The sequence below is a fragment of the Streptomyces sp. NPDC091282 genome, assembly GCF_044757385.1.
Classification (GTDB): domain Bacteria; phylum Actinomycetota; class Actinomycetes; order Streptomycetales; family Streptomycetaceae; genus Streptomyces; species Streptomyces gramineus.
In genome coordinates this window covers 660,798-672,294 of sequence record NZ_JBIVUX010000002.1, presented here as the reverse complement: position 1 = coordinate 672,294, position 11,497 = coordinate 660,798, and the positions used below count along the sequence as shown (strand labels likewise).

The window sequence follows — 11,497 nt, the reverse complement described above, 5'->3', positions numbered from 1 at the left end:
AGAGGAGCGGCCATGCCACGCGGATCCAGCCCCAAGCGGGAACGCCAGTACGAGCACATCAAGGAGAGCGCGCTCGACCGGGGCGAGAACGAGGAGCGCGCCGAGGAGATCGCCGCGCGGACCGTCAACAAGGAACGCGCCCGCGCCGGCGAGTCGGCGACGGCGAGCCGCACGTCCCTCGAGGACATGTCCTCGGGCCGGCGCGGCGGCAAGCGGTCGCACAGCGGTGCGGCGGGCCCGACCTACGACCAGCTCTACGAGGAGGCCAGGCGGCGCGGCATCGGGGGCCGCTCCGACATGAACAAGGCGCAGCTGCAACGCGCCCTGGACGACAGGAAGGGCTGACCGCCCCGGCACCGCACGCGCGCGTGCCGCGCCGTACGCTCATGGTCACCATGACGACCGTACGCGTACCCGCGGGCTGGCCCGCGACCGAGGAAGCGGCGCTGGCCGTGCAGGACGCACTGCGGGGGCGGGTGGTCCTCGACGAGCCGGGACCGCTGCCCGGCACCGGGCATGTCACCGGTGTCGACGTCGCCTACGACGACGAACGGGACCTGGTCGCGGCGGCCGCCGTCGTGCTGGACGCGGCGACCCTGGAGCCCGTGGCCGAGGCGACCGCCGTCGGGCACGTCTCCTTCCCGTACGTGCCGGGCCTGCTCGCCTTCCGCGAGATCCCCACCGTACGGGCCGCCCTGGAGGCCCTGCCGTGCCCGCCGGGCCTGGTCGTCTGCGACGGCTACGGGCTGGCCCATCCGCGCCGTTTCGGCCTCGCCAGCCATCTCGGCGTCCTCACCGGCCTGCCCACCGTCGGCGTCGCCAAGAACCCGTTCACCTTCGTCCACGACGAACCGGACGTCCCGCGCGGCAGCCACGCGCCGCTCCTCGCCGGTGCCGAGGAAGTCGGCCGCGCGCTGCGCACCCGGGACGGCGTCAAGCCGGTCTTCGTCTCCGTCGGCCACCGGGTGAGCCTGGACAACGCGTGCGCGCACACGCTGGCGCTCACCCCGCGCTACCGGCTGCCGGAGACCACCCGCCGCGCGGACGCGCTGTGCCGCGCGGCGCTGCGCGAGGCCCGGGCCTGAGCACCCGTACTCAGCAGGCGTACTGAGTACGGGGACGGATGCGGCCGTCCGGGGCCCGGCGGCAGGCTGGCCCGCATGACGACACATCGCGCATCCGAGGTCCCGGCCGACACCGCCCCGCCCGTCGAACCCGCCGTCGGCGCGGCACTCGTCTTCGCCGCCCTGGCCGGCCTCGCCTGGATCGCCGGCATGCTCTGCACACTCCTGACCTGGCAGTCCTGACCCACGGCAGATCCGCCCCACCCGCCACGGTGACGGGTCGGACCCGCGTGCCATCGTGGCAGGCGGGACGCGCTGGGCCGGTTGCGCCGGGGTCTAGCGGGTAGCGGCCACCCGGAAGCCGATCCCGGCGCCGCGCAGGCGCTCGATCAGCGCGTCGCCCATCGCCTGCGCGGTCGTCACCTGGCCCGCCGTCGCCGGCAGGTCGTCGAAGGCGAGGGACAGCGCGGCCTCGGCGAACATCTTCGCCGTCTCGCCGTAGCCGGGGTCGCCGCCCGAGACCTCCGTGTAGACCCGCCGTCCGCCGCCCTCGCCGACGAACCGCACCCGGAACCAGCTGCGGGCCCGCTTCTCCTCGCTCGGCCCCTCCCCGGGCCTGAGCCGGTCCGAGAGCCAGCGCCGGGCGGGCGGCAGCTGGGCCGCCGCGGCCACCGCGCCCACCGCGGTGATCCCGCCGAGCGCCATCGGGAGGCGCCTGACGGCCGCGTAGTGCCGGTAGCGGAAGTCCGGGCCGTAGCGCTCCAGGGCCTTGGCGGAACGGCGCACGATCTGGGCGTCGATGGTGGGCAGCGGCAGCGCCCAGGCGCCGATCTCGCCGTCGAAGCGCGGCGCTCCCGCGGGCGCGGAGGCCCGGCGGTGCATCAGCCGGGGTTCGTGCCGGGCGCGGTCCCGGGCCGCGGCGATCATCTGCCGGGGGCGGGCGAACTGGTCGAGGACGGAGGCGAAGGTGCCGCCGGAGAAGGTCGCGTCGGCGGTCACGAAGCCGTCCACGGTCAGCGGCACGCCCTCGGGCAGCTCACGGACCGTGAAGTAGGCGCCCAGGTCGTGCGGGACCGAGTCGAAGCCGCACGCGTGCACCAGCCGCGAACCGGTCTCCCGCGCGCGTGCGTCGTGCCGCACGTACGTCAGGTCGACGAACTCGGGCTCCCCGCACAGGTCCAGGTAGTCGGCGCCGGTGTCCGCGCAGGCCGCGACCAGGTCCTCGCCGTAACGGCCGTACGGGCCGACCGTCGTGGCCACCACGCGCGCCTGCTCGGCGAGGGCGCGGACCGTGGCGGGCTCGGCGACGTCGGCGCGCTGCAGGCCGACGTCGGTGCCGGCCGGCAGCCGCTCGCGCAGGGCCTCCAGCCTGCGTTCGTCCCGGGCCGCGATCGCCCAGCGCAGCCCCTGGGGCGCGTGGGCGGCGAGGTAGCCGGCGGTGAGTTCGCCGACGAAGCCGGTGGCCCCGAAGAGCACGATGTCGTAGGGACGGTCCGTCATCTTCAGCCTGCTCATGACACCTCTCGGTGGTGCAACCCGTGCCGTTGTCGGTGGCTGAGGCTAGCGTGAGGAGTGCGGACGCACCCCCACCGGGTATCTTGACTAAGCGCTTGCTCGTTCACCCTTGTCTCCGGTGGAACGTGTTCCTAGCATCGTCGGTGTTACATCAGTTGTGTCAATGACTGGGGGCGGCATGACCGCGGCAGGGACGCCAGGACACGGCCCGCTCTCCGGCGTGCGCGTGCTGGAGCTGGCAGGCATCGGACCGGGCCCGTTCGCCGCCATGCTCCTGGCGGATCTCGGCGCCGACGTGGTCCGCGTCGACCGGCCCGGCGGGCAGGGCCTCGCGATCGACCCGGCGTACGACGTCACCAACCGCAACAAGCGCTCGGTCCTCGTGGACCTGAAGGCCCCGGACGGCCCCGGCCGCGTCCTCGACCTGGCCGCACGCGCCGACATCCTGATCGAGGGCTACCGCCCCGGCGTCGCCGAGCGCCTCGGCGTCGGCCCCGAGGACTGCCACGCCCGCAACCCCGCCCTGGTCTACGGCCGGATGACCGGCTGGGGCCAGCAGGGACCGCTGGCCCGGCGCGCGGGCCACGACATCGCCTACATCGCCCTCACCGGCACCCTCGGCATGATCGGCCGCCCCGACGAGCCCCCGGCGGTCCCCGCGAACCTGCTCGGCGACTACGCGGGCGGCGCCCTCTACCTCGTCGTCGGCGTCCTGGCCGCGCTGCACCACGCGCGCGCGGGCGGCACCGGCCAGGTGGTGGACGCCGCCATCGTGGACGGCACCGCGCACCTCGCCGCGATGATCCACGGCATGGTGGCCGCCGGCGGCTGGCAGGACCGGCGCGCCGCCAACCTGCTGGACGGCGGCTGCCCGTACTACGGCACCTACGAGACCGCCGACGGCGGCCACATGGCGGTCGGCGCCCTGGAGCCCCAGTTCTACGCCGAGTTCCTGCGGCTGCTGGGCGGCGTGGACGACCTCGCCGACGCCCGCAAGGACTGGACCCGCTGGGGCGAGCTGCGCGAGCGGGTCGCCGCCCGCTTCAAGGCGCGCACCCGCGAGGAGTGGACGGCCGTCTTCGACGGCTCCGACGCCTGCGTGGCCCCCGTGCTCACCCTCGCCGAGGCCCCGCACCACCCCCATCTGGCCGCCCGCGGCACCTTCACCGACCACGGCGGCATCACCCAGCCCGCCCCCGCCCCGCGCTTCTCCGCCACCCCGACCACCGTGCGCACCGCCCCCGCGACGCCGGGCGCGGACACCACCGAGGTGGCCCGCGACTGGGCCGTACCCGCCCTGCTCGACGACGACAAGGACCGCACCTGATGGAGCTCTCGACCTTCCTCGACTACGCGGGCGACCCGCGCGCCGCGGCGGACCGGGCGGCCGCACTGGAGTCGGCGGGCCTCGACACGGTCTGGGTCGCGGAGGCCTACGGCTTCGACTCGCCCACCGTCATGGGATATCTGGCCGCCCGCACCGAGCGCATGAAGATCGGCTCCGCGATCCTCAACGTCTACTCCCGCACCCCGGCCCTCATCGCCCAGACGGCCGCGGGCCTCGACGCGGTCTCCGGCGGGCGGGCGATCATCGGGCTCGGCGCCTCCGGCCCGCAGGTGGTCGAGGGCTGGCACGGCAAGGAGTACGACAGGCCGCTCGGCCGGACCCGCGAGACGATCGAGCTGACCCGGCGGATCCTGCGCCGCGAGACCATCGACCACCACGGCATCACCGACATGCCCCGCCCCGGCGGCCTCGGCAAGCCGCTCAAGATCCTCACCAGGCCCGTCCGCCCCGCGGTCCCGCTCTACGTCGCCTCGCTCGGCCCCGCCAACGTCCGGATGACCGCCGAGATCGCCGACGGCTGGCTGCCCACCCTGTTCGTCCCCGAGAAGGCGAAGGACGTCTGGGGCACCCCGCTCGCCGAGGGCGCCGCCCGCCGCGACCCGGCGCTCGGACCGCTGCGGGTGGTCGCCGGCGGCCTGCTCGCCATCGGCGAGGACGCGGCCGCCGCCCGCGACCTGGCCCGCCCCAGGATCGCCCTGTACGTCGGCGGCATGGGCGCACCGGGCAAGAACTTCTACAACGACCTTGCCGTCGCCTACGGCTACGAGAAGGAGGCCCGGCTCATCCAGGAGCTCTACCTCGCCGGCCGGCACCGCGACGCGGCGGCCGCCGTACCGGAGGAGTTCTGCGAACTCATATCCCTGTGCGGCCCCGAGGGCTACGTCCGCGAGCGCATCGCCGCCTTCCGGGAAGCGGGCGTGACCACCCTGGACGTGATCCCCGTCGGCCCGGACCCGGCCCGTCTGGTCGAGACCGTCAAGAACTGGCTCTGACCCCCACCGCCCCGAACCCCCGTTGAAAGGCTTGTCAGTGAGCACCGAAGCGTACGTGTACGACGCGATCCGCACCCCGCGCGGCCGCGGCAAGGCGAACGGCGCCCTGCACGGCACGAAGCCCATCGACCTGGTCGTCGGCCTCATCCACGAGATCCAGGACCGCTTCCCTGGCCTCGACCCGGCCGCGATCGACGACATCGTGCTCGGTGTCGTCGGCCCGGTCGGCGACCAGGGCTCCGACATCGCGCGGATCGCCGCGATCGCCGCCGGCCTGCCCGACACCGTCGCCGGCGTACAGGAGAACCGGTTCTGCGCTTCGGGCCTCGAAGCCGTGAACATGGCCGCCGCCAAGGTCCGCTCGGGCTTCGAGGACCTCGTCCTGGCGGGCGGCGTCGAGTCGATGTCCCGGGTGCCGATGGCCTCCGACGGCGGCGCCTGGTTCAACGACCCGATGACCAACCTGGCCACCAACTTCGTGCCGCAGGGCATCGGCGCCGACCTGATCGCCACCATCGAGGGCTTCTCCCGGCGCGACGTCGACGAGTACGCGGCGCTCTCCCAGGAGCGCGCGGCGACGGCCGTGAAGGAGGGCCGATTCGAGCGCTCCGTGGTCCCCGTCAAGGACCGCGCGGGCCTCGTCGTCCTCGACCACGACGAGCACCTGCGCCCCGGCACCACCGCCGACTCCCTCGCCAAGCTCAAGCCCTCCTTCGCCGACATCGGCGAACTCGGCGGCTTCGACGCGGTCGCGCTGCAGAAGTACCACTGGGTGGAGAAGATCGACCACGTCCACCACGCGGGCAACTCCTCCGGCATCGTCGACGGCGCCTCCCTGGTCGCCATCGGCTCGAAGGAGACCGGCGAGCGCTACGGCCTGACCCCGCGCGCCCGGATCATCGCGGCCGCCGTCTCCGGCTCCGAGCCGACCATCATGCTCACCGGCCCCGCCCCGGCCACCCGCAAGGCCCTCTCCAAGGCCGGCCTCACCATCGACGACATCGACCTGGTCGAGATCAACGAGGCGTTCGCGGCGGTCGTGCTGCGCTTCGTCAAGGACATGGGCCTGTCCCTGGACAAGGTCAACGTCAACGGCGGCGCCATCGCGCTCGGCCACCCGCTCGGCGCCACCGGCGCGATGATCCTCGGCTCCCTCGTGGACGAGCTGGAGCGCCAGGACAAGCGCTACGGGCTGGCCACCCTGTGCGTGGGCGGCGGCATGGGCATCGCCACGATCGTCGAGCGCGTCTGACCACCCCGGCGGAACCAAGAGACCTCACGGAGACCCTCACATGACCGAGAGCACCACCATCCGCTGGGAGAAGGACGACACCGGCGTCGTCACCCTGGTCCTGGACGACCCCAACCAGTCCGCCAACACCATGAACGCGGCCTTCGTCGAGTCCCTCGCCGCGGTCGCCGACCGCCTGGAGGCGGAGCAGGACTCGATCCGCGGCGTCGTCCTCACCTCCGCCAAGAAGACCTTCTTCGCCGGCGGCGACCTGCGCGACCTCATCCGGGTCACCCCCGAGACCGCCCAGGACCTCTTCGACGGCGGCCTCGCCATCAAGCGCAACCTGCGCCGCATCGAGACCCTCGGCAAGCCCGTCGTCGCCGCCATCAACGGCGCGGCCCTCGGCGGCGGCTTCGAACTCGCCCTCGCCTGCCACCACCGCGTCGCCCTCGACACGCCCGGCACCAAGATCGGCTGCCCCGAGGTCACCCTCGGCCTGCTCCCGGGCGGCGGCGGAGTCGTCCGCACCGTCCGCCTGCTCGGCATCGCCGACGCGCTGCTCAAGGTCCTCCTCCAGGGCACCCAGTACAACGCCCGCAGGGCCCAGGAGAACGGCCTGGTCCACGAGGTCGCCGACAGCCCCGAGGACCTCCTCGCCAAGGCCCGCGCCTTCATCGACGCCCACCCCGAGTCCCAGCAGCCCTGGGACAGGCCGGGCTACCGGATCCCCGGCGGCACCCCGTCCCACCCCAAGTTCGCCGCCAACCTGCCCGCCTTCCCGGCGTCGCTGCGCAAGCAGACCAACAACGCCCCCTACCCGGCGCCGCGCCGCATCCTGGCCGCCGCCGTCGAGGGCAGCCAGGTCGACTTCGAGACCGCCCAGGTCATCGAGGCCCGCTACTTCGTGGAGCTGGCCGCGGGGCAGACCTCGAAGAACATGATCCAGGCGTTCTTCTTCGACCTCCAGGCCGTCAACTCCGGCGCCAACCGGCCGCAGGGCGTCGAGCCCCGCAAGGTCACCAAGGTCGCCGTCCTCGGCGCGGGCATGATGGGCGCCGGCATCGCCTACTCGTGCGCCCGCGCGGGCATCGACGTCGTCCTCAAGGACGTCTCCGCCGAGGCCGCGGGCAAGGGCAAGGCCTACTCCGAGAAGCTGTGCGCCAAGGCCGTGGCCAAGGGCCGCACCAGCCAGGAGAAGGCCGACGCGCTGCTCGCCCGGATCACGCCCACCGCCGACCCGCAGGACCTGGCCGGCTGCGACGCGGTCATCGAGGCCGTCTTCGAGGACACCGCGCTCAAGCACAAGGTCTTCCAGGAGATCGAGGCGGTCGTCGCGCCCGACGCGCTGCTGTGCTCCAACACCTCCACGCTCCCCATCACCGCACTCGCCGAGGGGGTCGAGCGCCAGGAGGACTTCATCGGCCTGCACTTCTTCTCGCCCGTCGACAAGATGCCGCTCGTGGAGATCATCAAGGGCGAGCGCACCGGTGACGAGGCCCTGGCGCGCGCCTTCGACCTGGTCCGGCAGATCAACAAGACGCCGATCGTCGTCAACGACTCGCGCGGCTTCTTCACCTCCCGCGTGATCGGCCACTTCATCAACGAGGGCGTCGCCATGGTCGGCGAGGGCATCGAGCCCGCCTCCGTCGAGCAGGCGGCCGCCCAGGCCGGCTACCCGGCCAAGGTGCTCTCCCTGATGGACGAGCTGACCCTGACCCTGCCGCAGAAGATCCGCCGCGAGTCGAAGCTGGCCGTCGAGGAGGCCGGCGGCACCTGGGCCGCGCACCCGGCCGAGGCGGTCGTGGACCGCATGGTCGACGAGTTCGGCCGGCCCGGCCGCAGCGGCGGCGCCGGGTTCTACGACTACGCCGAGGACGGCAAGCGCGCCGGGCTCTGGCCGGGCCTGCGCGAGCACTTCACGAAGCCCGGCCACGAGATCCCGTTCCGGGACATGCAGGAGCGGATGCTCTTCGCCGAGGCGCTGGACACCGTGCGCCTCCTGGAGGAGGGCGTCCTGACCTCGGTCGCCGACGCCAACATCGGATCGCTGTTCGGCATCGGCTTCCCCGGCTGGACCGGCGGCGTCCTCCAGTACGTCAACGGCTACGGCGCCTACGGCGGGGCGGATGCCGGCCTGCCCGGTTTCGTGGCCCGCGCGCGCGAGCTGGCCGAGACCTACGGCGACCGCTTCACCCCGCCCGCCCTGCTGGTGGAGAAGGCGGACCGGGGGGAGACCTTCACGGACGCCCGCTGACCGGTTTCTCCCGTCCCGGCCCTCACCTCAGGAGGGCCGGGACTCCTCCTGTCCGGCGAGCCACTGGTGCACCTCGTGCCGGAGCGACCGCTGGAACGTGGTCAGCAGCGCCTGCACCACCAGCGGCTGCACATCGGCGGACAGGGACTTCACGTCCTGCTCGGTCCGCTCCGCCACCTCCGCCCGGAACAGCTGCGACAGCGCGTGGGCGGCCGCGCGCGAGTGCTCGATCAGCACCGTGCGCGCGGCCAGGATCGCCTCCTCGGACAGCGGCAGGTCCAGGAGCTGGACCGCGAGCCGGAACAGCGCCGGGTCGACGCGGTAGGCGTCGCCGTCCGGCCGTACGGCGTCCATCGCGACGAGCCGCTCGACGTCCCCGTCGTCCAGCGGCCGTCCGGCCCGGCGGCGTAGCTCGGCCGCGCCGACCCGCTCCTCGGTGTCCGGGGCCCAGGAGGCGACGACCGCCCGGTGGATGGCCAGGTCGTGGTCGCTGAGTCCGGGCGGCAGCCGGTGCAGATAGCGTTCGATCGCCGCCAGGGTCATGCCCTGGAGCTGAAGCTCCTCGATGAGCGCGAGCCGGGCCAGGTGTCCGGGCCCGTAGTGGCCCACCCGGCGGGCACCGATCACGGGCGGCGGGAGCAGGCCCTTGGTGCCGTAGAACCGGACCGTGCGCACGGTGGTGCCGGCCCGGGCGGCCAGTTCGTCGATCGTGAGCGCCGGCTCCCCGGACGCGCTGTCGGTGTCGGTGGTCATGCGCAGCAGTATCGCTGTCACAGCGGCACTGTGACACCGGCTCCGCCAGGCCTACGATGATCGTTTGTTCTTCACTTGTTCACCGACGTGACATGATCACCATCTTGTGAGAAGTGCCGCTGTGTGACCTGTGCCATCGCATACGCGAAGGAGACCGGGGGAAGGTGGCACCTTGGTCCGTGCCACCTGTCGAGCGCGCCGACCGAGAACGTCCGGACACCCGAGCGTGACCCGCTCGGGCGCACCAGAGAGTGGAAACCACCTGTGAGCAAGAACGCCGTGGACACGGCACAGGCCGTCACCACCCGGACCGACGCGGCACAGACGCCCGCGGACGCGGGCGACGCCGGCTACAGCAAGGACCTCAAGCCCCGCCACGTCAACATGATCGCGATCGGCGGCGCGATCGGCACGGGCCTCTTCCTCGGCGCCGGAGGACGCCTCCACAACGCCGGCCCGGCGCTCGCACTGGCCTACCTGGTCTGCGGAATCTTCGCGTTCTTCGTCGTCCGCGCCCTCGGCGAGCTGGTCCTGTACCGCCCGTCGTCCGGATCCTTCGTGTCGTACGCGCGCGAGTTCCTGGGTGAGAAGGGCGCCTACGTCGCCGGCTGGATGTACTTCCTCAACTGGTCGACGACCGGCATCGCGGACATCACCGCGATCGCGCTCTACACGCACTACTGGAGCATGTTCACGAGCATCCCGCAGTGGACGCTCGCGCTGATCGCGCTGGCCGTGGTGCTCGCGGTGAACCTCATCTCGGTGAAGATCTTCGGCGAGATGGAGTTCTGGTTCGCAATCATCAAGGTCGCCACCCTGGTCGGCTTCATGCTGATCGGCATCTTCCTGCTCGCAACCCAGCACAAGGTGGACGGCAGGACCCCGGGCCTGAGCGTCATCGGCGACCACGGCGGCGTCCTGCCGCACGGCCTGATGCCGGTCGTCCTGGTCATGCAGGGCGTGATCTTCGCGTACGCGGCCCTGGAACTGGTCGGCGTCGCGGCCGGCGAGACCGCCGAGCCGGAGAAGGTCGTCCCGCGCGCGGTGAACTCGATCATGTGGCGGGTCGGCATCTTCTACGTCGGTTCGGTCGTCCTGCTGGCGCTGCTCCTGCCCGGCTCGGTGTACTCCGCCGACCAGAGCCCCTTCGTGACCGTGCTCTCCAAGATCGGGATCTCGGGGGCCGGTGACGTCATGAACCTGGTGGTCCTGACCGCCGCGATGTCCTCCCTCAACTCCGGCCTCTACTCCACCGGCCGCATCCTGCGCTCCATGGCGGTGGCCGGTTCGGCGCCGAAGTTCACCTCCCGCATGAACCGCAGCCAGGTCCCCTACGGCGGCATCCTGCTGACCTGCGCGGTCTGCGTGCTCGGTGTCGTCCTGAACTACCTGGTGCCCAGCCAGGCCTTCGAGATCGTGCTGAACGTCGCCTCCCTCGGCATCATCAGCACCTGGGTGATCATCATGCTCTGCCACCTGATCTTCGTCCGCCGGGCCAAGGAGGGACTGGTCGACCGGCCGTCCTTCCGCCTCCGCTTCAGCCCGGTCACCGAGATCGCCACGATCGTCTTCCTGATGGTCTGCCTCGGCATGATGTGGAACGACGCGGAGGTCGGCCGCAAGACCCTCCTGCTGATCCCGGTCATCGGCGTCCTGCTGGTGGCGGGCTGGTTCGGAGTCCGCCGCCGGGTCTCCCAGACCGCCGGCAAGGAGCCGTCCCGGCTCACGAAGTAGCGGGCCGACGCCCTTGTCAGTGGCATCGCCTAGGGTGGCGTCATGTCGGAGATCACGTACATCCGGGGTGACGCCACCGCTCCGTCGGGCAAGGGCGTCAAGGTGATCGCCCATGTCTGCAACAACAGGGGAGGCTGGGGAAAGGGCTTCGTCCTGGCGCTCTCGCGCCGCTGGCCGGAGCCCGAGAAGGCCTACCGGGCCTGGCACCGCGACCGGGCGGACAACGACTTCGCCCTCGGCGCCGTCCAGCTGGTCCAGGTCGGCCGCCACCTGTGGGTGGCCAACATGATCGGCCAGCACGGCACCAGAACCGGCAGCAAGGGCGTCCCGGTCCGCTACGAGGCGATCGACACGGCCCTGGCCGCCCTCGCGGAGCGGGCGACCGGACTCGGCGCGTCCGTCCACATGCCCCGCATAGGCTGCGGCCTGGCGGGCGGCAAGTGGTCCCGCGTCGAGCCACTGGTGCAGGAGCGTCTGGCCGGACGGGGAATCCCGGTCACCGTCTACGACCACGGCCAGGAACACGCCCTGTGAGGGACGCTGGGGGCACCCCCGGCCGAAGGCCGGCGGAGGAACTGCGCGACCGGCCACGACCGGCCGGCA

At 72.5% G+C, this 11,497-nt stretch carries 11 protein-coding genes; 9 read left to right on the top strand and 2 right to left on the bottom strand.

The window, feature by feature from the left end:
- Positions 1–12 precede the first annotated feature (12 nt).
- The 3 genes from ACIQOE_RS10145 (at position 13) to mmpA (ending at position 1,307) form a co-directional block, all read left to right on the top strand.
- Positions 13–345, top strand: coding sequence for a plasmid stabilization protein (locus ACIQOE_RS10145; protein ID WP_351314669.1), 333 nt, complete (start codon positions 13–15; stop codon positions 343–345).
- A 50-nt stretch (positions 346–395) separates the two neighbouring features.
- A complete protein-coding gene (locus ACIQOE_RS10140) occupies positions 396–1,085 on the top strand; it encodes an endonuclease V (RefSeq protein WP_399013332.1) in 690 nt (229 codons plus the stop codon).
- Between the two features lie 75 nt (positions 1,086–1,160).
- Positions 1,161–1,307, top strand: coding sequence for a morphogenic membrane protein MmpA (mmpA, locus tag ACIQOE_RS10135; protein WP_401410837.1), 147 nt, complete (start codon positions 1,161–1,163; stop codon positions 1,305–1,307).
- Between the two features lie 93 nt (positions 1,308–1,400).
- Here mmpA and ACIQOE_RS10130 read toward each other — a convergent pair whose 3' ends face one another.
- Positions 1,401–2,579, bottom strand: coding sequence for a saccharopine dehydrogenase family protein (locus ACIQOE_RS10130; protein ID WP_401410835.1), 1,179 nt, complete (start codon positions 2,577–2,579; stop codon positions 1,401–1,403).
- Positions 2,580–2,757: 178 nt separating this feature from the next.
- On the opposite strand from ACIQOE_RS10130, the gene ACIQOE_RS10125 reads away from it, so the two are divergent.
- Genes ACIQOE_RS10125 through ACIQOE_RS10110 form a run of 4 tightly spaced genes read left to right on the top strand, consistent with a single transcriptional unit; the run spans position 2,758 to position 8,407 of the window.
- Positions 2,758–3,906 carry a CaiB/BaiF CoA-transferase family protein gene (locus ACIQOE_RS10125; RefSeq protein WP_362642840.1) on the top strand — a complete coding sequence of 383 codons (1,149 nt, stop codon included), beginning with the start codon at positions 2,758–2,760 and terminating at the stop codon, positions 3,904–3,906.
- Positions 3,906–4,919 (top strand): LLM class F420-dependent oxidoreductase, encoded by a 1,014-nt coding sequence (locus tag ACIQOE_RS10120; RefSeq protein ID WP_365557459.1) that lies wholly within the window; start codon positions 3,906–3,908, stop codon positions 4,917–4,919. Before ACIQOE_RS10125 ends, ACIQOE_RS10120 begins: the two co-directional genes overlap by 1 nt.
- Positions 4,920–4,956: 37 nt before the next feature.
- The gene (locus tag ACIQOE_RS10115) at positions 4,957–6,171 is read left to right on the top strand and encodes an acetyl-CoA C-acetyltransferase (RefSeq protein WP_401410833.1); all 1,215 of its coding nucleotides are present in this window, start codon (positions 4,957–4,959) and stop codon (positions 6,169–6,171) included.
- Between the two features lie 40 nt (positions 6,172–6,211).
- Positions 6,212–8,407 carry a 3-hydroxyacyl-CoA dehydrogenase NAD-binding domain-containing protein gene (locus tag ACIQOE_RS10110; RefSeq protein ID WP_401410831.1) on the top strand — a complete coding sequence of 732 codons (2,196 nt, stop codon included), beginning with the start codon at positions 6,212–6,214 and terminating at the stop codon, positions 8,405–8,407.
- A gap of 27 nt (positions 8,408–8,434) precedes the next feature.
- Here ACIQOE_RS10110 and ACIQOE_RS10105 read toward each other — a convergent pair whose 3' ends face one another.
- Complete coding sequence (locus ACIQOE_RS10105) at positions 8,435–9,160, bottom strand: MerR family transcriptional regulator (protein ID WP_351316018.1); 726 nt, start codon at positions 9,158–9,160, stop codon at positions 8,435–8,437.
- A gap of 264 nt (positions 9,161–9,424) precedes the next feature.
- On the opposite strand from ACIQOE_RS10105, the gene ACIQOE_RS10100 reads away from it, so the two are divergent.
- Both ACIQOE_RS10100 and ACIQOE_RS10095 read left to right on the top strand, forming a co-directional pair.
- On the top strand, positions 9,425–10,894 hold the full coding sequence (locus tag ACIQOE_RS10100; RefSeq protein ID WP_401410829.1) for an amino acid permease: 1,470 nt from the start codon (positions 9,425–9,427) through the stop codon (positions 10,892–10,894).
- A gap of 42 nt (positions 10,895–10,936) precedes the next feature.
- Positions 10,937–11,428 (top strand): macro domain-containing protein, encoded by a 492-nt coding sequence (locus ACIQOE_RS10095; RefSeq protein WP_351314641.1) that lies wholly within the window; start codon positions 10,937–10,939, stop codon positions 11,426–11,428.
- The last annotated feature ends 69 nt before the right edge of the window (positions 11,429–11,497 follow it).